Annotated in this window: 24 protein-coding genes and 1 pseudogene; 14 read left to right on the top strand and 11 right to left on the bottom strand. The window is 66.2% G+C overall.

Features of this window, described 5'->3' with window-relative positions:
- The first annotated feature begins 162 nt into the window (after window positions 1–162).
- From AC3A3W_RS16705 to AC3A3W_RS16690, 4 genes are all read left to right on the top strand, one after another.
- A complete protein-coding gene (locus AC3A3W_RS16705; protein ID WP_487444123.1) occupies window positions 163–711 on the top strand; it encodes a hypothetical protein in 549 nt (182 codons plus the stop codon).
- 112 nt (window positions 712–823) lie between these two features.
- The gene (locus tag AC3A3W_RS16700) at window positions 824–1,372 is read left to right on the top strand and encodes an RNA polymerase sigma factor (protein ID WP_205651460.1); all 549 of its coding nucleotides are present in this window, start codon (window positions 824–826) and stop codon (window positions 1,370–1,372) included.
- A complete protein-coding gene (locus AC3A3W_RS16695; protein WP_487444122.1) occupies window positions 1,369–2,070 on the top strand; it encodes a hypothetical protein in 702 nt (233 codons plus the stop codon). Before AC3A3W_RS16700 ends, AC3A3W_RS16695 begins: the two co-directional genes overlap by 4 nt.
- A gap of 222 nt (window positions 2,071–2,292) precedes the next feature.
- A complete protein-coding gene (locus tag AC3A3W_RS16690) occupies window positions 2,293–2,718 on the top strand; it encodes a CoA-binding protein (RefSeq protein WP_309990022.1) in 426 nt (141 codons plus the stop codon).
- A gap of 53 nt (window positions 2,719–2,771) precedes the next feature.
- Here the strand turns inward: AC3A3W_RS16690 and AC3A3W_RS16685 are convergent, their stop codons facing one another.
- Entirely contained in the window at window positions 2,772–3,800 is a 1,029-nt protein-coding gene (locus tag AC3A3W_RS16685) for an isopenicillin N synthase family dioxygenase (RefSeq protein ID WP_487444121.1), read from the bottom strand.
- Window positions 3,801–3,845: 45 nt separating this feature from the next.
- Between AC3A3W_RS16685 and AC3A3W_RS16680 the strand changes: the two genes are divergently transcribed.
- From AC3A3W_RS16680 to AC3A3W_RS16660, 5 genes are read left to right on the top strand one after another with little or no spacing between them, the layout of a single operon-like run.
- Window positions 3,846–4,250 (top strand): MmcQ/YjbR family DNA-binding protein, encoded by a 405-nt coding sequence (locus AC3A3W_RS16680; protein WP_487444120.1) that lies wholly within the window; start codon window positions 3,846–3,848, stop codon window positions 4,248–4,250.
- Window positions 4,243–4,791, top strand: coding sequence for a DUF1990 domain-containing protein (locus AC3A3W_RS16675; RefSeq protein WP_487444119.1), 549 nt, complete (start codon window positions 4,243–4,245; stop codon window positions 4,789–4,791). The genes AC3A3W_RS16680 and AC3A3W_RS16675 overlap by 8 nt, the downstream gene beginning before the upstream one ends.
- A 14-nt stretch (window positions 4,792–4,805) precedes the next feature.
- Complete coding sequence (locus AC3A3W_RS16670; RefSeq protein WP_487444118.1) at window positions 4,806–5,429, top strand: hypothetical protein; 624 nt, start codon at window positions 4,806–4,808, stop codon at window positions 5,427–5,429.
- 53 nt (window positions 5,430–5,482) lie between these two features.
- Complete coding sequence (locus AC3A3W_RS16665) at window positions 5,483–5,800, top strand: putative quinol monooxygenase (RefSeq protein ID WP_205651453.1); 318 nt, start codon at window positions 5,483–5,485, stop codon at window positions 5,798–5,800.
- An 18-nt stretch (window positions 5,801–5,818) separates the two neighbouring features.
- A complete protein-coding gene (locus tag AC3A3W_RS16660; RefSeq protein WP_487444117.1) occupies window positions 5,819–6,112 on the top strand; it encodes a DUF503 domain-containing protein in 294 nt (97 codons plus the stop codon).
- A gap of 75 nt (window positions 6,113–6,187) precedes the next feature.
- Here the strand turns inward: AC3A3W_RS16660 and purL are convergent, their stop codons facing one another.
- The 3 genes from purL to purS are packed head-to-tail and all read right to left on the bottom strand — an operon-like array spanning window position 6,188 to window position 9,538.
- Window positions 6,188–8,515: a phosphoribosylformylglycinamidine synthase subunit PurL gene (gene purL, locus AC3A3W_RS16655; RefSeq protein WP_487444116.1), complete on the bottom strand. Its 2,328-nt coding sequence runs from the start codon at window positions 8,513–8,515 to the stop codon at window positions 6,188–6,190.
- The gene (gene purQ, locus AC3A3W_RS16650) at window positions 8,512–9,285 is read right to left on the bottom strand and encodes a phosphoribosylformylglycinamidine synthase subunit PurQ (RefSeq protein WP_487444115.1); all 774 of its coding nucleotides are present in this window, start codon (window positions 9,283–9,285) and stop codon (window positions 8,512–8,514) included. The genes purL and purQ overlap by 4 nt, the downstream gene beginning before the upstream one ends.
- A gap of 1 nt (window position 9,286) precedes the next feature.
- Window positions 9,287–9,538, bottom strand: coding sequence for a phosphoribosylformylglycinamidine synthase subunit PurS (purS, locus tag AC3A3W_RS16645; protein ID WP_487444114.1), 252 nt, complete (start codon window positions 9,536–9,538; stop codon window positions 9,287–9,289).
- A 238-nt stretch (window positions 9,539–9,776) separates the two neighbouring features.
- Between purS and AC3A3W_RS16640 the strand changes: the two genes are divergently transcribed.
- Together AC3A3W_RS16640 and AC3A3W_RS16635 are read left to right on the top strand one after the other, a co-directional pair.
- Window positions 9,777–9,962 (top strand): hypothetical protein, encoded by a 186-nt coding sequence (locus tag AC3A3W_RS16640; RefSeq protein WP_205651448.1) that lies wholly within the window; start codon window positions 9,777–9,779, stop codon window positions 9,960–9,962.
- A gap of 291 nt (window positions 9,963–10,253) precedes the next feature.
- The gene (locus AC3A3W_RS16635) at window positions 10,254–13,412 is read left to right on the top strand and encodes a S8 family serine peptidase (protein WP_487444113.1); all 3,159 of its coding nucleotides are present in this window, start codon (window positions 10,254–10,256) and stop codon (window positions 13,410–13,412) included.
- A gap of 92 nt (window positions 13,413–13,504) precedes the next feature.
- On the opposite strand, the gene AC3A3W_RS16630 is transcribed toward AC3A3W_RS16635, so the two are convergent.
- Genes AC3A3W_RS16630 through AC3A3W_RS16620 form a run of 3 tightly spaced genes read right to left on the bottom strand, consistent with a single transcriptional unit; the run spans window position 13,505 to window position 15,469 of the window.
- Window positions 13,505–13,894 carry a serine protease inhibitor gene (locus AC3A3W_RS16630; RefSeq protein ID WP_487444112.1) on the bottom strand — a complete coding sequence of 130 codons (390 nt, stop codon included), beginning with the start codon at window positions 13,892–13,894 and terminating at the stop codon, window positions 13,505–13,507.
- A complete protein-coding gene (locus AC3A3W_RS16625) occupies window positions 13,891–14,820 on the bottom strand; it encodes a 3-methyladenine DNA glycosylase (protein WP_487444111.1) in 930 nt (309 codons plus the stop codon). The genes AC3A3W_RS16630 and AC3A3W_RS16625 overlap by 4 nt, the downstream gene beginning before the upstream one ends.
- A 43-nt stretch (window positions 14,821–14,863) precedes the next feature.
- On the bottom strand, window positions 14,864–15,469 hold the full coding sequence (locus AC3A3W_RS16620; RefSeq protein ID WP_487444110.1) for an SSI family serine proteinase inhibitor: 606 nt from the start codon (window positions 15,467–15,469) through the stop codon (window positions 14,864–14,866).
- A gap of 244 nt (window positions 15,470–15,713) precedes the next feature.
- Between AC3A3W_RS16620 and AC3A3W_RS16615 the strand changes: the two genes are divergently transcribed.
- Window positions 15,714–18,125, top strand: coding sequence for a S8 family serine peptidase (locus AC3A3W_RS16615; RefSeq protein WP_487444109.1), 2,412 nt, complete (start codon window positions 15,714–15,716; stop codon window positions 18,123–18,125).
- 128 nt (window positions 18,126–18,253) lie between these two features.
- Here AC3A3W_RS16615 and AC3A3W_RS16610 read toward each other — a convergent pair whose 3' ends face one another.
- Window positions 18,254–18,724, bottom strand: a complete 471-nt coding sequence (locus AC3A3W_RS16610; protein ID WP_487444108.1) for a MarR family winged helix-turn-helix transcriptional regulator — start codon at window positions 18,722–18,724, stop codon at window positions 18,254–18,256.
- Between the two features lie 83 nt (window positions 18,725–18,807).
- Between AC3A3W_RS16610 and AC3A3W_RS16605 the strand changes: the two genes are divergently transcribed.
- Together AC3A3W_RS16605 and AC3A3W_RS16600 are read left to right on the top strand one after the other, a co-directional pair.
- Window positions 18,808–19,032, top strand: a complete 225-nt coding sequence (locus tag AC3A3W_RS16605; RefSeq protein WP_487444107.1) for a hypothetical protein — start codon at window positions 18,808–18,810, stop codon at window positions 19,030–19,032.
- 132 nt (window positions 19,033–19,164) lie between these two features.
- Window positions 19,165–19,356 carry a hypothetical protein gene (locus tag AC3A3W_RS16600; RefSeq protein WP_487444106.1) on the top strand — a complete coding sequence of 64 codons (192 nt, stop codon included), beginning with the start codon at window positions 19,165–19,167 and terminating at the stop codon, window positions 19,354–19,356.
- A gap of 87 nt (window positions 19,357–19,443) precedes the next feature.
- Here AC3A3W_RS16600 and AC3A3W_RS16595 read toward each other — a convergent pair whose 3' ends face one another.
- The 3 genes and pseudogenes from AC3A3W_RS16595 to AC3A3W_RS16585 all read right to left on the bottom strand — a co-directional run.
- The gene (locus AC3A3W_RS16595) at window positions 19,444–20,802 is read right to left on the bottom strand and encodes an aspartate kinase (protein WP_487444105.1); all 1,359 of its coding nucleotides are present in this window, start codon (window positions 20,800–20,802) and stop codon (window positions 19,444–19,446) included.
- Between the two features lie 158 nt (window positions 20,803–20,960).
- Window positions 20,961–21,560: a recombination mediator RecR gene (gene recR / locus AC3A3W_RS16590; protein ID WP_028272227.1), complete on the bottom strand. Its 600-nt coding sequence runs from the start codon at window positions 21,558–21,560 to the stop codon at window positions 20,961–20,963.
- A 140-nt stretch (window positions 21,561–21,700) separates the two neighbouring features.
- Window positions 21,701–23,214 (bottom strand): annotated as a pseudogene (locus AC3A3W_RS16585) (DNA polymerase III subunit gamma and tau); the annotation flags it as partial.

Here is a 23,214-nt window from a genome sequence, read left to right as displayed (position 1 = left end):
GGTGCCCCCCCGCCGTCGTCGTGTCTGGCCTGAAAAAAATGTCCGTTGCCGCGTAACCTGCGCAGCGTCCGCTGCGATTACGTATGTGTAAGCGCCGGACCGGGGCTGTCCCCCATCGGTCCCCGGTCCGGCCTTCAATCAACCAAAGGATGTTTTTTTCTTATGAAGAGTGTTAGCAAGACCACCCGGATCGCTGTCGGTGCCGCCATCATCGCTGTTGGAGGCTTCTCCAGCATTGGACTGGCCAACGCTGCCCAGGTAGCCAGCTCACAGCATGCAGAGGTGACCCCCGCTACGCCCGCCGTTCCGGCCACCCCGGAGGTTCCCGCCACCCCCGAGGTGCCGGCTGTTCCTGCCGTCCCGGCCACCCCCGCCGTTCCGGCCACGCCGGACGCCAAGGCCAAGGCTGCCGGAGAGGCTGCTGACGCCGCCGATGCTGCTGTAGAAGCGGACAAGGACGCCGTTAACGCCAAGGTCAACGCCTCGGGCGCCGGCAATGCTGCAGGTGCCGACGTGACCGCCGCAATTCCCGCCACCCCGGCTGTTCCCGGCGGCGCCGGCGTTCCGGCCACCCCGGCCGTTCCCGCCACTCCGGCTGTTCCGGACGTTGCAGACCACGTGGCCAAGCCGGCCGCGCCGTCCGTGTCCGGCGGCGCCGATGTCCACGCCGAAGCAGACGCCTCTGCCGACCTGCCCGAGGCTGGCAAATAACACGATCCCGCACGGGGACCGCGCAACAGGGCGATCCCCAAATAGGGGTGCAAGGTGTGCGGCGGCTAGGCTTACTACCGCCGCACACCAGCAGTAAGGGAAGGACAGCTTCTTGGCAGCCCAGCTGAGCGACGACGAATTGTCAGCCGCCCTTGCTGGCGACCCCTCCGGCTTCAGCGCTGTCTACACAACGATTTCCCCGGCAGTTCTCGGTTACTTCCGCGCCCGCGGCGTGGACGATGCTGAAGCCTTGACCCAGGACGTCTTCGTGGATGTCCTGCCAAAACTGACCGGCGTCAAAGGCGGCCACGCCGGGTTGCGAACCTTCATTTTCTCAGTGGCCCACGCCCGGCTCGTCGATTACCGGCGTCGGTCCGCCAGAACGCCCCAGCTAACCGAATTCGACCCGCTGCAGGACCAGAGGTGGTCCCGCTCCGCCGAGGACGAGGTTCTTGGGTCGCTGGGCGGCATAGCCTCCACGCTTTCCATGCTCAACGATGAGCAGCGGGAAGTCCTGGTCCTGCGGATCGTCGCGGACCTTTCGGTCGAACAGGTGGCCGGCATTATGAACAAGACTCCCGGAGCCATCAAACAGCTCCAGCGGCGCGGGCTGCTAGCCCTGCGCGAACTCGTCAAGGAAAAGGACCACGCAGCATCATGAGTGTCACGCCGACAGACCGCGAAGAAGGAGAGATCCAGGCGATCCTCCTGGATTCCGGGCTCGAAGAGGACGCCGATCTTCGCAGGTCCCTCGAGGAACTGCGCGGACTGGCCCAGGGTGCTGCCCCGACGCCGCGCGCGGACCTCGCCGCCCTGCTCACACCGGGCGTTTCCAGCCTGGAACTCCGGCGCCGCAACAGGCAGCGGAGGATGGGCATCGTGGTGAGCGCCGCAGTGGTCGGGGCAATGGGCCTTGGCGCCGGCGCCGTGGCCGCATCCAGCGAGGACTTCCGCCGCAGCGTCGGCAACACGGTGGTGAGGATTCTCCAGCCTGTTGGCCAGACGACCACCCCCAAGACCGATACCTCCCCTCCTGCACCCGCCGACATGCCTGCGCTGCCTGGGCAGACGGGCACAGGGGCGGTACCTTCAGCGCCGGTCCAGGCCGGGACCGCCTCGCCGACAGCGCCCGCGGTGCCCGCGCCGGGCCCCTCAAACGGTTCAGCCGAGGCGCGCGGTGGAAATCAGAGCCCGACGCCGGCACCCGACCTGCCCGCGCAGGTACCCGCCGTTCCGGGGACCGGCGCGGCTCCCAAGCTGCCGGCCAGGCCCCTGCCGTCACTTCCTTCGCTGCCGCACCCTGTGCCCGGCAGCGTGCCCACCACGATCCCGGCAGACCCGGTCCCCGGAAAGCACTGACCCCGGCAAGCCCTGACTCCGCCCGGGAAAAAGTTTCAAAGATTTTTGGAATCCGCGTAACCTTTCGGGCACGCCCGTCGATTACCCAACTGAGAGTGCCGGGCTGGCCATTGTCCCCCATCAATGTCCAGCCCGGCACTTTTCATATTCCCGCCCGGTCTGCGGCCCGGTGTTCATTTATTCGATGATCGTGGGCAAAGTCCGCCAGAGTAGGCTTGATGCATGGCACACGTAAACGATCGGGCAGTGGTTGAACGCCTCATGCGAACGAAGGGGACGTGGGCCATCGTCGGCCTCAGCACGAATGAATGGCGCTCCGCCTATGACGTGGCCCTGTACGTCCGCGACCGCATGGGCATGGAGATCATCCCCGTCAATCTGCATGGCGATGACGTGCACGGGGAAAAGGGGTACCGCACGCTGGCCGACATACCGGCCGAGAAACACCCGATCGACGTCGTGGAGTGCTTCGTGAACTCGCAAAAGGTCGGGCCTGTGATTGACCAGGCCATCGCGGTCGGGGCCAAGGCAGTCTGGCTGCAGTTGGGTGTTTTTGACGATGCTGCCGTGGAGCGGGCCAAGGCCGCCGGGTTGGACGTCGTGGTGAACTCCTGCCCTGCCCGCGAAGGCTGGCACTTCGGTCTCTGACGCCGGGAATCTCTGGCACCGGGAATTTCTGACGCCGGCCCGTTGGCTTTTTGTCAGGGCTGCATGAGCTCCGGATAATGCCTCTCCGTCACGTCCGGGTGGGCGCGCATCCGGCCCTTGAGCATATTCAGGCCGAACGAGGCGAGCATCGGGTTGGACGGGTCGTCAGAGATGCCGCGGGCCTGCGCCTTGAGTTCGGCCGGGAGGGGAACCGGATCGATCACCGCATCGAGCCGTGGCGACCAGAAGAACGGCACGGAGTAGCGGTCCACGCCCGGCGGCGGCGCCTGCACCCGGTGGATGGTGGCGGCGAGGTAGCCCTCGGTAGCCACTTCCAGCATTTCGCCGAGGTTCACCACCAGGGCTTCCGGGATGGGTTCCACGGAAACCCAGTCTTTGGCTCCTGGCGGAAGTACTTCCAGGCCGCCCACGGCATCCTGGAGGAGGAGGGTCACAAAGCCGTAGTCCGCATGGGAGCCGACGCCCTGATCGCCAGCCTCTTCCACAACCCCGCCGACGTAGTGGACCAGCTTGCCCATCCAGGCAGGCGTGTCACGGAATGGTTCATCAAAGTAGTCCTCCGGCAGGCGGAGGGAAACGGCGATGGCGCGCATCAGCTCCGCCCCCACCGTGGACATGAGCTCGGCCCAGGCCATCGCTGCCGGCTCCAGTTCCGGCAAGGACTCATCCGGCCACAAGTTGTGGCCCTGGAGAAGCCAGTATGGCTGCTCCGGGGGATAGTCCTGCAGTGGCTCCCGGTCCGGCGAGTAGTCGATCTGCTCGCGCGCATCCGCTTTCCCCTGTGTGACTTCCGTACCCATCCGGGTATAGCCACGAAAATGCGGAGAGAGACGGTTATCCAGCGTCATCCGCTCCTCAAGCGGCAGGTCAAAGAAGCGCTTGATCAGTGCCAGCAGTTCCTCCGCCTGGCCGGGGACGCCGCCGTAGCCGATGACCTGAAAGAAACCGACCCGGTGCGTGGCATCGCGGAGCTGCTCAATGAACTCCGGATTGAACGACCCATCGGCCTGACGTGCGCTTCGCAGATCCAGGACCGGTATCGTCTCCTGAGCGGGTGACATGCTCGCAGACTAGCACCGCAGGTGAAGGCTTTGTAGGCTCGCTGCATGGATCCCACCGCATTGAGGGAAATCTGCCTGTCATTTCCGGGCGCCTTCGAGGACTTCCCGTTTGGACCGGAAACGTCGGTTTTCAAAGTCAGGGCAGCCGTGGCGGGAGGGGCCCGGCACGAGGCCAAGATGTTTGCGGCGTCCACCATGGATCCGGAGGACTGGTCGGTGAGCCTGAAGTGCGAACCGGCACTGGCCGAACAGCTGCGGGCCGTGCATCCCGAGATCACCGGCGCGTGGCACATGAACAAGACGCACTGGAACGGCGTCCGGCTGGACGGTTCTTTGCCGGACGACATGGTCCGCGACATGGTGGAGGACTCCTATGACCTTGTGGTGGCGTCGCTGAGCCGGAAGCAGCGTGAGCAGCTGGGGTGGGCCAGACTGGTGGGCAATGACTGACAAACGCCTGGCGCGGGGCGGCCTGAACTACCCGGGCATCGGTTCCACGCAGGACGGAGTGCCCCCTGAGGGGTTCCCTTGCCTCGTCACGCAGACATACCTGGGAGAGGGCTCTGAGACGTACCACGCTGTGGCCCGGGGCATTCTCACCTGGGAACTTCAGCGCCGCTCCGGGCTGAGGGTACGCAGCGAGTCCGACGCCGTGGTTCCCGGCGCGCGCGTCGTGAGCGGCTTCGGCGTCGGGCCTTTCCGCATCAATGCGCCCTGCGAGGTGGTGTGGGTGCGGCAGCCGGCACCGGGCGCCGGCCCGCAGTCAGCAGGCTTCGGGTATGGAACACTCCCGGGCCATCCCGCGCGTGGCGAGGAGGCCTTCGAGGTGATGATTGACGCCCAAGGCGCGGTGTTCCTGAAGATCACGGCGTTCAGCAGGCCGTCGAACTGGTTCTACGCTGCGGGCGGCCTGCTGACCAGGGCGGCGCAACGGCACGTCACTTCCCGATACATTGAAGGGGCACGCCAACTCGCAACCGGCGAAAGCTGAGGAGGAGACGGTACATGCTGGACCAGAAGACCCTTGACCGACTGTGGGATTTCGACAACCCCGAGCTGTCCGAACAGCGCTTCCGCGAAGCAATGACGGACGAGAGGTACGATGCCGATGAAAGGGCCGAGCTCGCCACCCAGGTGGGCCGGGCGATCGGCCTGCAGGGCCGCTTCGAGGAAGCGGATGCCCTGCTGGACGCCATCGACGGCGAAGACGAACCCACCATCGGTGTCCGTATTGTTCTGGAGCGCGGACGGCTCCTGAACTCCAGCGGGCACCCGGCGATGGCTGTTCCGCTGTTTGAACAGGCCGCGGAGCTGGGCGATCACCTGGGTGAGGAGTTCCTTGCCGTGGATGCCCTGCACATGCTCGCCATTGCCGACGCAGACCACGCGGAACTCTGGACGCGCAGCGCGCTGGAGTACGCCTCCACCGCACACGACCCGAACACCAGGCGGTGGATGGTGGCCCTGCACAACAACCTCGGCTGGTCCCTGCACGGTGCCGGCCGGCTCACGGAGGCGCTCGTGGAGTTCCAACTGGCCGAGCAGTGGGCGGAACGGGTGGGAACCCCGGCCCAGCAGCAGTACGCGCGCGATGCCATCGCCGAATGCGAGCACGCACTCGCCAGCTAACCGGCTTCCCGCACCTGGCACACCTCAAAAACCCAAACGAAAGGCAACCGCCCGTGATTTTCATCGTCGTCAAATTCAAGGTCAAGCCGGACTGGTCCGACAAGTGGCTGGGGCTCGTCTCGGATTTCACCGAAGCCACCCGCCAGGAACCGGGGAACCTCTGGTTCGACTGGTCCCGCAGCGTCGATGACCCCAACGAGTTCGTCCTCGTGGAAGCTTTTAAGGATGACGCCGCGGGGGACCACGTCAACAGCGCGCACTTCCAGAAGGCCATGGCGGACATGCCGCAGGCCCTGGCCGAGACGCCGCAGATCATCAGCCGCCAGTTCGACGGCGAGGGCTGGGACCGGATGGGGGAACTCACCATCTGACGCCGTTAACATGAGGGCATGTGGATCGGCTGGATTGAGTTCGACATCCTCCTGGGCGACGTGCACAGCCTGAAGGAGAAGCGCTCCCTGGTGAGGCCGTTGCTCGCGGAGCTGAAACGGCGCTACGACGTCTCCGTGGCAGAGGTCGGGGACCACGACCAGTACCGGCGCGCGCGGCTCGGCGCCGGCCTGGTGGCCGCGGACCGGGCGCACCTCGTGGAGGTGCTTACCGCCGTCGAACGCTTCGTGGCCTACCGTCCCGAGCTGGAACTCCTCAGCGCCCGCCAGCGCGAAATCCACAGCGAAGACTGAGCCGACAGTTAGCGCGAACGGACACTTAAGGCCCTCTTTTCGGGGGCTTAAGTGTCCGTTCGCGCTTGGTGGGGACTAGCCGAAGTACTTCGGCAGCGTGGCCTCGTGGGCCTCGCGGAGGGCGTCGAGCGGGAGTGCCTCCACGCCGTTGATCTCCAGCTGGCCGCTGTCCGCGTCCACCACGCCGATGCGTGTGTGGGCAAAGCCGCGGGCCGTGCACATGTCCGTGAAGCGGACTTCCTCGGAGCGCGGGACGCCCACGATGGCGCGGCCCTGGGACTCGGAGAACAGCGCCGTGAACAGGTCAACCCCGTCGCGGTCCATGACATCCTGCAGCGCGATCCGGGCGCCGACGCCGTAGCGGAGCGAGGACTCCACGAGGGCTGCCGCGAGGCCGCCTTCGGAGAGGTCGTGCGCGGAGTCCACCATGCCGTCACGGGAAGCGTTGATCAGGATTTCACCCAGTGCGCGTTCCGCCGCGAGGTCAACCTTGGGCGGCAGTCCACCGAGGTGTCCGCGCAGGTTGGACCACTCCGAACCGTCCAGCTCTGCCGCCGTCGTGCCCAGCAGATAGATGGCCTGGCCATCTTCGCGCCAGCCCGACGGCGTACGGCGCGCGACGTCGTCGAGCTTGCCCAGCACGGCCACCACCGGGGAGGGGTGGATCGGCGTCGTGCCGGTCTGGTTGTACAGCGAGACGTTGCCGCCCGTGACCGGGATCCCCAGTTCCATGCAGGCATCCGACAGGCCGCGGATCGCCTCGGCCAGCTGCCACATGACGTCGGGGTCCTCGGGAGAGCCGAAGTTCAGGCAGTCGCTGACGGCCATCGGCACGGCGCCGGAGGTGGCGACGTTGCGGTAGGCCTCGGCCAGGGCCAGCTGCGCGCCGTGGTACGGGTCGAGGTACGTGTAGCGGCCGTTGGCGTCGGTGGCGAGGGCCACGCCCAGGCGCGTTTCCTCGTCTACGCGGACCACTCCGGCGTCGTCCGGGAACGCCATGGCGGTGTTGCCGCCGACGTAGCGGTCGTACTGGTCGGTGATCCAGTTCTTGGAGCACATGTTCGGCGAGGAAATGAGCTCGGTGACGGCGGCGGCCAGTTCCGCGGGAGCGGAGGGGCGGCCGGTGTCCTGGACGGACCCGGTAAACGAGTCGGCCTGCACGGCGTCCTGCCACTCGGGGCGGGCGTACGGGCGGTCGTAGACCGGGCCGTCGTGGGCCACGGTGCGGGGATCCACGTCGACGATGACCTCGCCGTCCCACGTGATGATCAGGCGGCCGGTGTCGGTCACCTCGCCCAGCCAGGAGTACTCCACGGCCCACTTGTCCATGACCGCTTCAAAAGCGGCGACGTTCTCGGGGGTGACCACGGCCATCATGCGTTCCTGCGACTCGGACATCAGGATTTCGCCCGGGGTCAGGGTGGGGTCGCGCAGCAGGACGGAGGTCAGTTCAACCTCCATGCCGCCGTCGCCGTTGGAGGCGAGCTCGGAGGTGGCGCAGGAAATGCCCGCGGCGCCCAGGTCCTGGATGCCCTCCACGAGGGAGCCCTTGAACAGCTCAAGGCAGCACTCGATCAGGACCTTCTCGGCGAACGGGTCGCCCACCTGGACGGCAGGGCGCTTGGACGGCTTGGTGTCATCGAAGGACTCCGAGGCCAGCACGGAGGCGCCGCCGATGCCGTCGCCACCGGTGCGGGCACCGAACAGCACCACCTTGTTGCCCTTGCCGGAGGCGTTGGCGAGGCGGATGTCCTCGTGGCGCATGACGCCGACGGCCAGCGCGTTGACCAGCGGGTTGCCCTGGTAGACGGAGTCGAAGACCATTTCGCCGCCGATGTTGGGCAGGCCGAGGGAGTTGCCGTAGCCGCCGATGCCTGCCACGGCGCCATGAATGACGCGTGCCGTGTCCGGGTGGTCGATGGCGCCGAAGCGCAGCGGATCCATCACGGCAACCGGGCGGGCGCCCATGGAGATGATGTCGCGGACAATGCCGCCGATGCCGGTGGCGGCACCCTGGTAGGGCTCCACGAACGACGGGGAGTTGTGGGACTCGATCTTGAACGTCACGGCCCAGCCGTCGCCCAGGTTGGTGACGCCGGCGTTTTCGCCGATGCCCACCAGCATGTCCTTCTTCATCTCCTCGGTCACCTTTTCGCCGAACTGGCGCAGGTGGTTCTTGGAGGACTTGTAGGAGCAGTGCTCGCTCCACATCACGGAGTACATGGCGAGCTCGGCGCCGGTGGGGCGGCGGCCCAGGACCTTCACGACCTCGTCGAACTCATTCTGCTTCAGGCCCAGCTCGGCCCAGGGGAGTTCCGTGTCCGGCGTCTTGGCAGCGTTCTCGACGGTGTCGATGTTGAACTTCTTGGTTTCGGTGATCGAGCTGGTGGAGATCTCGGTCATTTGTTTGCTCCCACGATCTTGTTCAGTACGGAAGTGAAGAAGCCCAGGCCGTCGGTATCGGTCCCGCCGATGCCATCGAGGGACTCGGGGCCGAAGCCCAGCTCCACTGCGTGCTCGGGGTGCGGCATGAGGCCTACCACGTTGCCGGCCGCGTTGGAGATGCCGGCGATGTCGCGGCGTGAGCCGTTAGGGTTGAAGCCCACGTAGCGGAACACCACGCGGCCCTCCGCCTCGAGCGCGTCCAGGGTCTTCTCGTCGGCGATGTACTGGCCGTCCTGGTTCTTCAGCGGCACCGTGATCTCCTGGCCTGCCTCGTAATCGAGGGTCCAGTCGGTGTTGCTGTTTTCAACGCGCAGCACCTGGTCGCGGCACATGAACTTCAGGTGGTCGTTCTTGATCATGGAGCCGGGCAGCAGGTGCGACTCAGTAAGGATCTGGAAGCCGTTGCAGATGCCGAGCACCGGCAGTTTGGCGTCGGAGTTGGCCGCGTCGATGACCTTGGACATCAGCGGCGCGAAACGTGCGATGGCACCGGCCCGGAGATAGTCGCCATAAGAGAAGCCGCCGGGGATGATGACGGCGTCCACGTCACCCAGCGCGGTGTCGGCGTGCCACAGCGGGACCGGCGTGCCGCCCGCGAGGCGGACCGCGCGCGCGGCGTCGCGGTCATCAAGGGTGCCGGGGAACGTGACGACGCCGATCTTGGCGCCGGCGAGGCGCGGGTTGGCCGCCACGGCGACCGCCTCGCCAATCAGGGGAAGCTCAGTCATATCAGGCCTCGACGACCTCGACGTTGACGACGTCCTCGATCACCGGGTTGGACAGCAGGGTTTCCGCCGCTTCCTTTGCCTGGGCAAGGATTGCATCGGTCACCTCGCCGTCGACGGTCAGTTCGAAGCGCTTGCCCTGGCGGACAGAGCTAAAGCTGGTGAAGCCCAGGCGGGGGAGTGCACCCACGATGGCCTTCCCCTGGGGGTCCAGAATCTCGGGCTTGGGCATGACGTCGACAACGATCCGGGGCATCCGGTAACTCCTGTGCGTGAGCATTGGGTAAGGGCGCAGCGGAGTGGTGCCGTCTCACGCCGTTCGTCTGCGGCATTTTGGCACAAATGGCACAACATGGACGGGCGCTCCGCGAGCTTGCTTGCCTATTCTACCGGCCGCAGCGCCGCACGCCGTATTCGGCCCCAGTGACGCTGGCCTCGCGTGAAGGCCGACGGCGGCTCTGGCCCGCCGTCGGCCCCGTCAGTAGGATTGCGGAATGGCTGAGAAACCGAAATCCGTACTGTTGCCAGTGATCGCCGCCGCCGTGTTCGCGGGGCTGGGGAGGATGGTTCTCCAAAAGATCAAGGCGGACCGCGCCGCCAGGAACAGCCGCACGGCGGGCCCCGTGGACGAGAAGACCCGCCAATGGATCAGCGACGTGGTCCGCACGCCGCGCCAGTAATACTCCCCTGCAGGCCTCTCCGGATCGGACACCCTGCAGGGCCGTGTTCTGAGCCGATATTGGCGGGCGCCCTGTCCGGGTGCCCGCCTCCGTCATTTAACGAGGCCTGTTGATCTGAAATGACAAACTTAAAAAGTGGTTTGTGGCGTATGTCATAAATACCTGCCAGTAGGTACTGTGGGGATCGGCTGACCATGGGGGAAACGACAGGACCTGTCAATCTCGCGCGGCGTGGCCGCATGAGCCCGGCGGCGGAGCCGGGACCGGTCCTGATGAAAGGTCAAATCACTCGTGAATTCTGCAGGAAAGAGCTTCTTCCGAAGCCGGGGGGTCCGGAAAGCAGCGGCACTGTTCGCCGGCCTGCCATTGCTCCTTTCATCCCTTGCCGCTTCGCCGGCCGTCGCGGCCCCGAACCCGGGTGTGGCGCAGGCGGGGCAGCACAAGACCGTCGATCCGAAGGACTTCGAGGCGGGGCGCTACATCGTGGTCCTGACTGACAAGCCCGCAGCCACGTACGCGGGCGGTACCGCAGGATTTGCCGCCACCAGGCCGCAGAAAGGCCGGAAGCTCGACGCCCGCCGGGCGGAAGTGCGGCGGTACCAGGCGCACCTGGAGGCCAAGCAGACAGCACTGGCCAACCAGGAAAATGTGCAGATCCGGCACAGGTACACCGCGGCCCTCAACGGATTCAGCGCGACGCTGACGGCGGACCAGGCCGTGAACCTTGCCAAGGACCCGGGCGTCCTCACGGTCGCTCCTGATACCCAGCGGGCGCCGGACTACTCCACCACCGACTTCCTCAAGCTCAGCGGACCCAACGGCGCGTGGAACACACAGTTCGGCGGCCAGGAGAGCGCGGGCAAAGGCGTTGTGGTCGGGGTCATTGATTCCGGGTATACACCGTCCAGCGCGTTCTTCGCCGGAGGGGAGGTGCAGCCCCTCAAGGGCGAGCCCCAGGTCGGCGTCCCGTACCGCACCGCGGGCGGCAAGATCGCCATGCTGAAGTCGGACGGCAGCACCTTTGAGGGTGAGTGCCAGAAGGGCGAAGGATTTGATGGCAAGGCCTGCAATTCCAAGGTTCTGAGCGCCCGCTACTTCTCGGAAGCCTTCGAGGACACCGTCGACAAGGCGGACCGTGCACCGGAAGAGCTGATTTCCCCGGTTGACGTCGGCAGCCACGGCACCCATACCGCCAGCACCGCCGCCGGCAACCCCAACGTCGAGACATTCGTGGACGGCCGCAGCTTCGGCCTGACCGGGGGCATAGCCCCGGCGGCGAAGCTGTCCATCTACAAGATCTGCTGGGAGGACAACGACCCCGCAACCGGCGGCTGCTACACCTCCGCCTCCATTGACGCCATCAACCAGGCGGTGCTGGACGGCGTTGACGTGCTGAACTACTCCATTTCGGGCACGACGTCCACCACGACGGATCCGGTGTCCATGGCGTTCCTCTCGGCAGCCTCGGCCGGCATCTTCGTTTCGGCGTCTGCCGGCAACTCCGGACCCGCGGCCAGCACCGTCAACCACGGAGAGCCCTGGGTCACGACGGTTGCGGCCAGCAGTTTCTCCCAGGAACTTCAAGGCACGGCTGAATTCTCCGACGGCAGCAAATTCCGCGGCGCAAGCATCATGAACCGCGAAATTACCGGCGCCGGGGTGGTCCTTGCCGCGAACGCGGGGTCCGGACAGGATCCAGACCCGAGGCTGTGTGGCCCGGGGTCCCTGGATCCGGCGAAGATCTCCGGCAGGGTGGTGGTCTGCGACCGCGGCACCTATGACCGGGTAGCCAAGAGCGCAGAAGTGGCGCGCGGCGGCGGCGTCGGAATGATTCTGGTCAACGTGACCGATTCGTCCCTCGACGCGGACAAGCACTCAGTGCCCACAGTCCACGTGAACCCGCCCGCCACGGAGGAGATCAAGTCCAAGGTGAGCGCGAATCCGGCCATTACGGTTTCCCTCGTGAACAAGGACACCACCGGGCTGCCGGCAGAAGCGCAGCCGCAGATCGCTGGATTCTCATCCCGAGGTCCGCTGGTCGCCACGGACTCGGATCTTCTCAAGCCCGACGTCGCCGCCCCCGGCGTTGCTGTCCTGGCCGGCGTTTCGCCTATCGGTGCCGGAGGCGACACGTTCGGGTTCATGTCCGGGACATCCATGGCGGCACCCCACGTTGCCGGATTCGGCGCCCTCATCCTGGGCAGGAACGCCCACTGGTCCCCGGCTGCAGTGAAATCGGCCATGATGACCACGGCCGGTGACATCAAACTTGCCGACGGGTCCAAGAACGCCGATGTCCATGCCACCGGTGCCGGCCAGGTGGACCCGGGCCGGATGTTGAGTCCGGGCCTCGTCTACGATGCCGACGGGGACGACTATCTGAGGTTCATCCAGGGGACCGGGGTTGACCTGGGCATTCCGGACCTTGGCAGCACGAAATCCCGCGACATGAATGTCCCGTCCTTCTCCCTCGGAAACCTGGCAGGCAAGATCGAGGTCACCCGGACCGTGACCGCGCTGGCCCCCGGTGTGTATCGCGCCAAGGCCAGCGTGCCGGGCGTGAAGGTTACTGTGACCCCGTCCATCCTGACCTTCAATTCTCCGGGCGAAAAGCGCACCTTCAAGGTTTCCTTCGAGAACCAGAACGCCAAACTGGGGCAGTTCACCATGGGCTCGCTGGTCTGGCAGGGGTCAAACACCACCGTGGCATCCCCGATCGCGGTGCGCCCGCAGTCCGTTGTGGCCCCCAAGAACGTGGCCTTCACCTCTGAAGGAGGCCACGGCTCCGGAAACATCAGCATCGTCTCCGGCTCGGGTTCACCCACTGATGTGACCCTTGACGGACTGTCGAAGGCGGATTCCTCCGCCGTCGAACTGGTCCCCGGCCCGTTCAGGTACGCGACTGACGCCTCGAACTTCCTGAAGACCGTCGAGGTTCCGGCCGGCGCGCCGCTGGCCAAGCTGTCCGTCTTCTCGGCGGATGAAAATGCCGACTTCGACATGGTGGTCATTACCCCGAGTAACCAGGCGATCGTCGCGGCCACGGCGTCGGCCAGCGAATCGGTGTCCATCCCCAACCCCGCACCCGGAACCTACCGGATGTACGTGAATCTATACGACAGCCCCAACGGCCAAGCCACCAAGGCCTCGGTGGACGCCGCGGTCCTGGGAGCAAATGTTGGAAACGCCACGGTGGCGCCTGACCCCGTGCGCCTCGCCAACGGCCGGTCCGGCAACCTGGCGCTGTCGTGGAAAAACCTGGTCCCCGGCTCCTACATCGGCCGGATCACGTTCGACGGGGCCAGCGCACCGACCTTCGTCAGCGTCGTGGTGACACCGGGAGGTGTCACGGGCGTCCCACCGGCTTCGGAAGATCCGAAGAAAAAGAAAGAGGAGCAGGGAAAGGTCCTCAACGAGGACCTGACCCGGATTCCGGATAACTCCGTCTAGGAAGGTCCCGGAACCGGGTTCCCTTGGGGACCCTGACAGCAGTGGCCGGCGGTGCACGCACCGCCGGCCACTGCTGTCTCAAAAACAGCGCTTTACACTGCCCCGGTGGACCCGGAAAATCCGCCCAGCAGCGGGGCGAGTGCACGCCAGCGAGCAATTTCGCAGCCGTCAGTCAGGGAAAACCGGCAGTGCACCTGCCGCCCGCCGAACGTTCCGGTGACCACGGCCACCTGCGGGCCTCCGTACTGCTGCGTGCACAGCATGGGAGGCCCCGGAACGGGAAAGAAGATCCCTTCCCCGAATCGTTCGACGGCGGCAACCGCCCCGGCAGGGTCCGGCAGGTTCGATTCCGGGGGACGTCCCGGCCGCCGGGCCAGGGTGAAGGTCCGTTCCGGGGCCCCGGGCGTCTCGGTCAGGGCGACGGTCAGGTCGAGGTCCAGACCCGGGCCTGGCGTAGGGGGATGCGCGCCGGCGCCGGTCACGCTTGGCCTCGTGAAGGGTCGGGGCCCAGAGCCTCGAAGAGCGGGGCGAGTGCCGCCAGCAACCTGCCGCGCAGGACCTGCGCCTCCGCAGAGAACGCACGCTGGTGCTCAACGTAGGTGGCTTTGCCCTCTGCCGTCTCAATCCTGATGGGAGGGTAGCCCCAGTCGGCGAGGTCGTAGGGAGAGGCCTGCATGTCCATGGCCCGCACCCGCCACGAGAGTTCAAAGCAGTCCATCACCAGGTCGCTCGGCAACGCGGGGGAAAGCTTGTAGGCCCACTTGTACAGATCCATGTTCGCGTGCAGGCAGCCGGGCTGCTCCATGGTCCGCTGGTTCTCCCTGCTGGGCGAGAGTTCGTTCAGCGGCAGCGCATCCGGCGTGTAGAAGCGGAACGCGTCAAAATGCGAACAGCGGATCCGGTTGTCTTCGACCACTTGGTCAGTGCCGGCTCCACCCAGCCGCAGCTTCAGGTACTCGTGCCGCAGCTCAAACTTGTCCTGGCGGTACACCATGGCCCACTCGTGCAGGCCGAAGCAGCCGAACTGAGCAGGACGTGCGGCGGTGCCTGCCAGGATAACCTGGGCAAAAACCAGGGCGTCGCGGCGCGCGGCAACAAACGCCGTGCGGTCCACGGTGACCGCCGTGCTGCCGGGCGGGAGGCCACGCACGGCGAGTTCGCCGTCGTCGAGCGCGCGGTAGTACTTCCACGTGCTGCGTGGCCCCGCCTCCGCTCCGGAGAGAACAACGCCGTCACCCGGATGCCAGCGCAGCAGCTGGCCGGGCTTCTGCGTGTAATACGTGAAGAGGAAGTCCTCCACCGGGTGCTTCCGGCCGGCGGAGCGGCGCGCAAGGTAGGGGTCTGCGTAGCGGCGTACCCGTGCGGCATGGGCGGCTTCCCGCTCCCGCCAGTCGGCAGCTGCAAGCACGTGGGGTTGTACTTGCCTTTCGAGCGGTGCGCCGGGCGCGGCCCTAAACTGCCCCACTGGCAGACCCCAGGATGTCCTTGGCGGCGTTCCAGGCGCCGATTTCACAGCCGTTCCGCAGCATGAAAGTTGTCTCCACGGGCGTGCCGTCAACAGCTCCCGTGACCGTGGCTACCTGGGGGCCGCCGTACTGCTGCGTGCACGAGACATTCTTGCGGGGCGCGGGCTGGTTCAGGATGGCAGGATTCCCCTTCAATGCGGCACAGGCCTTGGCGGCACTCGGATGCTGGCTTTCGGCCACCGGGGCGCCACCCTTGCAGACGAGCGTGTAATTGACGGCGGTTCCGTCCTGGGAGGGCTTGACGCTGATGGCGAGTTCGGCATTCCCGGTTCCGGGTCCGGAAGGCAGCGGAGCGGGTGCGGGCGGGGCAGGGGCCGGCGCCGTCGTCTCGGCGTCAGGGGGAATGGTGCCGGGTTCAGACGCGCCGGGTTCCGGGCTTGCGGGACCCGAGGTCCCTGGCGTGGATCCCGGGGATGCGCTCGTGGCGCCGGGGGTGGCCGTGGGCTCCCCCGTTCCGGTATCCGGGGTGCAGGCAGCCAGGCCGCCCATCACTCCGAGGGCGAGCAGCACAGAAATGAATTGCTTGCGCATGCCGGGTCTCCTCAAGTTTTTCCCATTCTACCGTCGGCCCATCCGGCCGTCCGGAACGGGCCGGTAACGGTGTCCGGCAATCGCTAACGGAAGGGTATCGATTCTTGACGGCGTCCGCGGTATCTTTCTGACATTGACGGGTGCGCGGCTACAACCAAAGAGTGATGACGCCTATGGGGGGCGGAGCGTCCAGTTCGTGGGACCGAAGGTCTGCAGGTCCAAGAACCAAGGAAGGCATCTCCCCATGACCAGCCACCAAGAATCCTCCCGCCCCAAGCTCAGCAGGCGGCTGCCCGCCGTCTTGGCCGTCGGCCTCTCCCTGGTCATCGGCCAAGGGCTCGCCGCGCCCACGTCCGCCGCGCCCGGGCAGTCCCCCGGTCAGTCAGCGTTCGACGACGGCCGGTACATTGTGATGCTCAAGGACAAGCCGCTGGCCACGTACTCGGGTGGCGTGGCCGGCATTCCGGGCACGGCCGTTCCGAAGGGCCAGAAGCTCAACACTTCCGGGTCCAACTCCCGCAAATACGACGCCCACCTGAGGTTCAAGCAGCGGCAGGCGGCGGCGGCTAAGGGCGTGCGGATCGACCAGAGTTTCACCCTGGCTGTCAATGGCTTCAGTGCCGCGCTGTCGGCGGAACAGGCGAAGCAGCTGGCCGGTGACAGGAGTGTGCTGGCCGTGGTTCCGGATACGATGCGCAAGCCAGACTACTCCAGCACTGATTTTCTCGGCCTTCCCGGCCCGGACGGAGTCTGGAAGCAGCAGTTCGACGGCAGGGATGACGCAGGCAAGGGCGTCGTCGTCGGCGTCTTGGACACCGGCTATTCGCCGGAGAATCCGTTCTTCGCGGGTGAGACTGTACCGCCGCTGTCGGGGAGCCCGAAGATCGGCCGGCCCTACCACCTGCAGGGCAACGTGATCGCCATGCGCAAGGCCAACGGCGGCACCTTCGTAGGCGATTGTGTCGCCGGTGACGGGTTCGAGGGAACAGAGTGCAACAGCAAGGTCATCGGCGCCCGCTTCTACGACCAGGCCTACAAAGCGGCTGTTCCGCCCGAGCAGAGGTCCCCGCTTGAACTTTTCTCCCCCGTGGATGTCAACGGCCACGGCTCGCACACGGCCAGTACGGCAGCCGGAAACAGTGATGTGGCCCAGACGGCAGGCGGACGCGATTTCGGGATCAGTTCGGGCGTCGCGCCGGCGGCCAAGATTGCGGTGTACAAGGTCTGCTGGGAGGGCGCTACCCCTGCAACGACCGGATGCCTGGAATCGGACATCGTCAAGGCCATCCAGGACGCCATCCTGGACGGTGTGGACGTAATCAATTACTCCATTTCGGGCAACAACACCACAACGGTGGATGCCGTCTCCCTCGCCTTCCTCAACGCCGCCGCCGCGGGAATTTTCGTGTCGGCGTCGGGCGGCAATTCGGGCCCGGGTCCCAGCACAGTCAACCATGCCGGTCCCTGGCTCACCAGTGTTGCCGCTTCGACGTTCGACAGCTCACTCCGTGGAACCGTTGAACTCTCCGACGGGTCGAAGTTCTCCGGGGCCAGCGTGATGAGCGAAGAGGTGGCCTCGAAGCCGATCGTCCTGGCTGTCGCCGTCAAGGCCGCCGCCGCCGCCGATGCGGACGCGGCACTGTGCATTCCGAACACGCTCGATCCCGCTAAGACTGCGGGCAAAATCGTGGTGTGCGACCGCGGCCTCATCCCTCGGGTCGACAAGAGCGTTGAGGTGAAGCGCGCCGGGGGAGTGGGCATGGTGCTGGTCAACCTGGTTCCAGGCTCACTGGATGCCGACATGCACAGTGTTCCGACCGTCCACGTTGGTGATCCGAAGGTCAAGGACGTGGTCGCGGCGAATCCGGGACTGACCGCCAACCTCAAGGCGACCGACACCACGGGGGCGCCGCTTCCCGCCGTCCCGCAGATTGCCGAATTCTCCTCCCGCGGTCCGACGCTGGCATCCAACGGCGATCTCCTGAAGCCGGATGTCACGGCACCCGGCGTGGCCGTCCTGGCAGCCGTTTCGCCGATCGGATTCAAGGGCGAGGACTTCGGCTTCCTCTCCGGCACATCCATGGCCGCGCCGCACATTGCAGGATCCGGTGCGCTGCTGCTGGGCAAGAACCCGCAGTGGTCCCCGGCGGCCGTCAAGTCCGCCATCATGACCACCGCGTATGACCTCGTAGGAACGGACGGAGCGAAGGTCCACGACGTCTTTGCCCAGGGCGCCGGCCATGTGGATCCGTCCAGGTTCGCGTCCCCCGGCCTGGTCTACGATGCCGGGCTCGCTGATTGGTTCGGTTTCCTGCAGGGCCTCGGCATTGACCTGGGCGTGGTGCCGGTGGCCGCCAAGGACGTCAACGTGCCGTCCGTGGCCCTCGGCTCCCTGGCCGGCAGCCAGATGGTCACCCGCACTGTTACCGCCGTGAAGGCGGGAACTTACCGCGCCACCGTCGAGGTTCCGGGCGTGCAGGCAACAGTCAGCCCGGCGGAGCTGACTCTCCGCGAGGGGGAGAGCGCAACGTTCACGGTCACCTTCACCACCGCCGGAGCCCCGCTGGACGCCTACGCCACAGGTTCACTGACGTGGGCGTCGTCCAGCAACAGTGTGCGCTCGCCGGTGGCGGTGCGGCCCGTGGCCGCCCCGTAGCGGCGGCAGGTCCGGCGGGCCGGCCAGAAGGCAGGACGCCAGAACGACGCCGGCACTCACCACGGGTGGTGAGTGCCGGCGTCGTTCGTTCACCGGTGTTGCCGTGATCTGGCGGCCAGCACTGGAACCTAGGTCTGCGGGCCGGCGGTGGCGGCGATGAGATCCATCATGGTGCGGTGCAGCGCCTCCACCTGTTCCCGGGTAAGCCCGAGCTTGGCCATCATGGTGCCGGGGACCGAGGTTGCCTGTTGCCGCAACGCTGCTCCGGCCGGAGTGAGGGCGACAGCAAGGGCACGCTCATTGCCTTCGACGCGGCGCCTGGTAATCAGCCCGGCGGTTTCCAGCCGGCGGAGGAGCGGCGAGATGGTGGCCGGCTCCTGCGCGAGGGCCTCGCTGATGTCACGGACGGAGCGCGGGCTGGACTCCCAGAGGCACAGCATCACCAGGTATTGGGGGTGCGTCAGTCCCAGCCGTTCGAGGACCGGCTTGTAGGCGCCAACCACACTGCGGGAGGCAACGGTCAGCGCGAAGCACAACTGCCGTTCCAGCAGGAGGTCGTCGTCGGCGGCCTGCGTTCCTTCGCTCCGGGATGCGCGCATAGATGTCCCTTCAATAGTTAGTGCACTAATTATTAGTGTATCGTTGTTTCTGGCAGCAGTGTGGATATGGAGAAGTGGACACCGTGGCAAAAGAGAACGCAACACAAAGGTTCATGCGCGCAACCGGCAAGCTGAGGGCTATTTTCGGCCCCGCGAACCGAAGCTCCCTGGGGCACGAAATGACCGAGGAAAACCGCAAGCTGCTTGCCCAGCGAGAAGCCGAAACCCAGCAGTGGGAAACGGTCCGCCGCCCGGATGGCAGCACGTATGTGGTGCCCCGCAATCCCGACGATAAGTCCCTCCGCTAGGCCGCAGCGCGCCGGGGCCTTTTCCTCCTCCCCGGCGTAAAATAAGGGCACTGGCAGTAGCGAAGAGCAGATGCTCGCTACCTTCGATCAGGGAAGGGGGTGGTACTTGTGGCACATGTACTCACTGGTTTCATGAACCTGACCGACAGGCTCCGGTTCGTATTCGGCCCTGCGTCCGTGGGCGATTCCTCGGCGCCGGTGGTTCACCTGCATGACGACTTCGAGCACGCCTCGGAAGAAGATCTTTCGCAGTTTGAAGTCGAAACGGATTCCGAAGGCCATCACTACGCAATCCGCAAGAGCGACCTGAAGTACCTGGAGTAGGGAAACGGCTTTACCGCAGACACGAAAGCGGCCGCCCGCCTGGTTTTGCCAGGCGGGCGGCCGCTTCTGTGCGCCGTTCCCGATTCCTTAGCGGCCTGTGCCGCCGTAAACGGTGGCTTCTGCTTCGCTGTCGAGGTCGAAGGCCCTGTGGATGACACGCACGGCCTCGTCCAGGAGGTCTGCATGGGTCACCACGGAGATGCGGATCTCGGACGTGGAGATCATGTTGATGTTGATGCCGGCGTCGGAGAGCGCCTTGAAGAAGGTGGCCGAAACGCCAGGGTGGGAGCGCATGCCCGCGCCGATCAGGGAGAGTTTGCCGATCTGCTCGTTGTATTCAATGCTCTCGAAACCGATCTCTGCCTCGGCGGCGCGAAGGGCTGCCAGGGCGTCCGCGCCCTCGACAATCGGCAGGGTGAATGAGATGTCGGTCCGGCCGGTCCCGTGGGTAGAGACGTTCTGCACGATCATGTCGATGTTCGAGTGCGCGTCCGCGATCACCTGGAAGATGGCGGCGGCTTTTCCGGGGATGTCCGGAACCCCCACCACGGTGACCTTGGCTTCGGAACGGTCGTGTGCAACACCGGAGATGATTGGCTGCTCCAAGGCAACTCCCTCTTGAGTCTTGATCTTGTCGTCGGCACCGGGCATGACCCACGTGCCTTCGTGCTGGCTGAATGAAGAACGGACGTGCAGGGGCACTCCGAAGCGGCGGGCGTATTCGACGCAGCGCAGGTGGAGGATCTTGGCTCCGGACGCGGCCAGTTCCAGCATTTCTTCGCTGGAAATGCGGTCGATCTTCTGGGCCGACGGCACCACGCGCGGATCGGCCGTGTAGATGCCGTCCACGTCCGTGTAGATCTCGCAGACGTCGGCGTCCAGGGCTGCGGCGAGGGCAACGGCCGTGGTGTCTGAGCCGCCCCGGCCCAGGGTGGTGATTTCGTTGGTGCTCCGGCTCATGCCCTGGAAGCCGGCAACGATGGCAATATGCCCCTTGTCGAGGGCCGTCCGGATACGGTGCGGATCCACGTCGATGATTCGTGCCTTGCCGTGGATGCCGTCCGTGATCATGCCGGCCTGGGAGCCGGTGAAGGACTGGGCGGAAGCGCCGAACTTGTTGATGGCCATGGCGAGCAGGGCCATGGAGATGCGTTCGCCGGCGGAAAGGAGCATGTCCATCTCCCGCGCCGGAGCCGAATCGGTGACCTGTGCGGCGAGGTCCAGCAGTTCGTCCGTTGTGTCGCCCATTGCGGAAACCACAACAACAACCTCGTTGCCGGCCTTCTGCGCGTCGACAACGCGCTTGGCAACGCGTTTGATGCCGTCAGCGTCGGCTACCGATGAACCGCCGAACTTCTGCACAATGAGCTGGGCGGTTGATGCCGGGTTGACGGTCAGCTCCTGCGGCTGCGGTTCGGTCTTCACATCGGTACTGGGCATACTCATGCGTGCACCCTCACTGGATCAAATCGGAGTTCTGGAGGCCAGGCGGCCTTGCGGCACGACGGCGTAACTGATGTTGACAGTTTATCGCCGCCCAACGCCGGCCGTTGAATTGTGACCGTTTCCGGCCTTGGATGGGCTTCCTGCGGGGCGGTGGCCCCTCAGCTGAGGGCGTTGCGCCGGCCCTCGAAGGCGCGGCCGAGCGTGACCTCATCGGCGTACTCCAGGTCACCGCCGACGGGAAGCCCGGAGGCCAGCCGGGTCACCGTGATGCCGATGGACTTGAGCATCCGGGCCAGGTAGGTCGCCGTCGCCTCACCCTCAAGGTTGGGGTCGGTGGCAATGATGATCTCCTGAATGGCGCCGTCATTGAGGCGGGTCAGGAGTTCACGGATCCGCAGCTGTTCCGGGCCGACGCCGGCGATCGGATTTATGGCCCCGCCGAGCACGTGGTACCTGCCGCGGAACGAGCGCGTCCGTTCCACTGCGAGGACGTCCTTGGACTCCTCCACCACACAGATGACGGACGGATCCCGGCGGGGATCCCGGCAGATGTTGCAGAGCTCCTGCTCCGTCACATTGCCGCAGACGGTGCAAAACTTCACCCGTTCCTTGACGGTGGTGATGGCCTCCACGAGGCGCTTCATGTCCTGCGGGTCGGCCTCCAGGATGTGGAAGGCCAGCCGCTGAGCCGACTTCGGCCCGACGCCGGGCAGGCGCCCGAGCTCGTCGATCAGCTCTTGAACTGCACCCTCGTACACAATGTCCTCGATTACCTGGTTGGATGATTGCCGGCCGTGACTGGCTGGTTTTCGCGGGGCCGGAACGCCGTGCCTGCCGGAGCTATGCGTGCCGCAACAATAGGTGCCGATGCACGGAATGCCCGCGGGGTTGCATGACGCTAGTAGCGGGGCAGCAGCGGGCTTCCGTCCAGCGACCGTTCCTCGATCAGCTTTCCGCCCAGAATACGCTCAACCGCGGCCCGGCCAAACACGCCCGATTCCTCGATGGTTTCGTCATCCGCGCTCGGGATGTCCTGTGGGTAGGACGCCGCGGACTCCGGCTGGCGGGCCGGTGCCTTGGCCCGCCCTGCTTCAGCCTCCGGGCTGTTCGACAGCCGCTGGTACAGGCTCAGCTTGCCGTTGCCGGCCGGCGGAGCCGCCACTGCCGCCGTGCCCTGTACTGCCGTGCCCTGAACGGCGGAAGGTGCCCCCGCCGGTGCTGTCCCCAGCGCGGTAACCCGGGTTGGCGCCAGGTGGGGCTGCGCCGACGTCACCGCACCAGGGGCGAACCCGGCTGCGCCGGATCCCGTCGCCGGCGCGGAGGCCATCGCATAAGCCGGGGCGAACTCGGCGGTGTCCGGCTCGGGGTCCGGCGCCGTGGGGTGCGCGGAGGGCGGAACCTGGGCCGTTGCCGGTTCATACCGGGGAGCTGCCGGCGCCGGCGGTTCCTGCCCGGTGTGGTCGTCGGGCCGGCTCATGTATTTGCCCACGTTCGTTTCCGAGCCGAGGGCCCACACTCCGGGTGCCTGTTCGACGGCGCGCGACCAGGGGTCGCCTGAACTGTCCCCGGACGGACGGGCTGGCACGCTGGCCGGGACGGAGGCCCGGGCCGGGCGGGAAGCGTCGGCCGGGGAAGGCGCGCTGCGTGGCTCATGCGGGGCTGGGGGCTCCCAGTCCACAGGGGGTTCTTCGTCCAGCGGCGGCGCATCTTCGTCGAGCGGCGGACCCCAGTCGTCATCGGGGTAGGAGTACGAACCGCCCCGCTCGGCATCGGCCGGTTGCCCGGTATTCGCCGGCTGTTCCGAATTCGCGGCCTGCGGAGGATTTGCCGGCTGCGCGGGAGCAAGGGACTGAACCGGATCGGCGGACTGCACAGGATCGGCGGACCGCGCGGAAGCAGCGGGCCGGAGAGGAGCGGCCACCGAAGGAGCTGGTGCCGGCTCCTTTGGTGCCACTTCCCGTCCGGCGTCGGGCACAGCAGGGGTTAGTCCCCAGTCCGCGTCCGTCGTGGTAGCCGGTATGTCCCGGCTAGTAGGACCTTTTGGGTTTGGGTCAGAGCTCGCTGCGCTGTTGGATCCGCCTGCCGTTGCGGTGATCTGGCAGTCGATGCCTATGGTCTTGTGGATGGCCTGCCGCAGGTTCTCGGAATGGTCGGCCCGCCCGAATGCGCCCGCCAGCCCGGAGGTCGTGAAGACAAGCGTCAGGACCTGGCCATCGAACTGGCCGACCTGGGCGTTCGGCTCCACAAGGGCCCACGTGCTGCGCTTGATCTTGGTGAGGGTCTGCAGGATCTCCGGCCACGCACGGCGAAGCACCTCGACGTTGGCACCGCCACCCGTGGGTGCCGCAGCGGCGGGGCCCGGGGCTCCGGCCGGCGCACCGGCGGGTGCTTGCCGGACCTCAGGGGCGGGCG

This window comes from Arthrobacter sp. Soil_N43 (assembly GCF_057655195.1).
Note: the sequence above shows the minus strand (reverse complement) of the source record. Positions and strands in the feature narration are given on the sequence as shown.

Bases quoted from the DNA above. Each gene is read 5' to 3' on its own strand.
- AC3A3W_RS16690 (WP_309990022.1), top strand. From the start codon at position 2,293: ATGGCACACGTAAACGATCGGGCAGTGGTTGAACGCCTCATGCGAACG.
- AC3A3W_RS16610 (WP_487444108.1), bottom strand. From the start codon at position 18,724: ATGCGCGCATCCCGGAGCGAAGGAACGCAGGCCGCCGACGACGACCTC.
- AC3A3W_RS16695 (WP_487444122.1), top strand. From the start codon at position 1,369: ATGAGTGTCACGCCGACAGACCGCGAAGAAGGAGAGATCCAGGCGATC.
- AC3A3W_RS16685 (WP_487444121.1), bottom strand. From the start codon at position 3,800: ATGTCACCCGCTCAGGAGACGATACCGGTCCTGGATCTGCGAAGCGCA.
- AC3A3W_RS16595 (WP_487444105.1), bottom strand. From the start codon at position 20,802: ATGAGTATGCCCAGTACCGATGTGAAGACCGAACCGCAGCCGCAGGAG.
- AC3A3W_RS16705 (WP_487444123.1), top strand. From the start codon at position 163: ATGAAGAGTGTTAGCAAGACCACCCGGATCGCTGTCGGTGCCGCCATC.
- AC3A3W_RS16640 (WP_205651448.1), top strand. From the start codon at position 9,777: ATGGCTGAGAAACCGAAATCCGTACTGTTGCCAGTGATCGCCGCCGCC.
- purL (WP_487444116.1), bottom strand. From the start codon at position 8,515: ATGACCGAGATCTCCACCAGCTCGATCACCGAAACCAAGAAGTTCAAC.
- AC3A3W_RS16680 (WP_487444120.1), top strand. From the start codon at position 3,846: ATGGATCCCACCGCATTGAGGGAAATCTGCCTGTCATTTCCGGGCGCC.
- purS (WP_487444114.1), bottom strand. From the start codon at position 9,538: ATGCCCCGGATCGTTGTCGACGTCATGCCCAAGCCCGAGATTCTGGAC.
- AC3A3W_RS16600 (WP_487444106.1), top strand. From the start codon at position 19,165: ATGAACCTGACCGACAGGCTCCGGTTCGTATTCGGCCCTGCGTCCGTG.
- AC3A3W_RS16620 (WP_487444110.1), bottom strand. From the start codon at position 15,469: ATGCGCAAGCAATTCATTTCTGTGCTGCTCGCCCTCGGAGTGATGGGC.
- AC3A3W_RS16675 (WP_487444119.1), top strand. From the start codon at position 4,243: ATGACTGACAAACGCCTGGCGCGGGGCGGCCTGAACTACCCGGGCATC.
- AC3A3W_RS16615 (WP_487444109.1), top strand. From the start codon at position 15,714: ATGACCAGCCACCAAGAATCCTCCCGCCCCAAGCTCAGCAGGCGGCTG.
- purQ (WP_487444115.1), bottom strand. From the start codon at position 9,285: ATGACTGAGCTTCCCCTGATTGGCGAGGCGGTCGCCGTGGCGGCCAAC.
- AC3A3W_RS16660 (WP_487444117.1), top strand. From the start codon at position 5,819: ATGTGGATCGGCTGGATTGAGTTCGACATCCTCCTGGGCGACGTGCAC.
- AC3A3W_RS16670 (WP_487444118.1), top strand. From the start codon at position 4,806: ATGCTGGACCAGAAGACCCTTGACCGACTGTGGGATTTCGACAACCCC.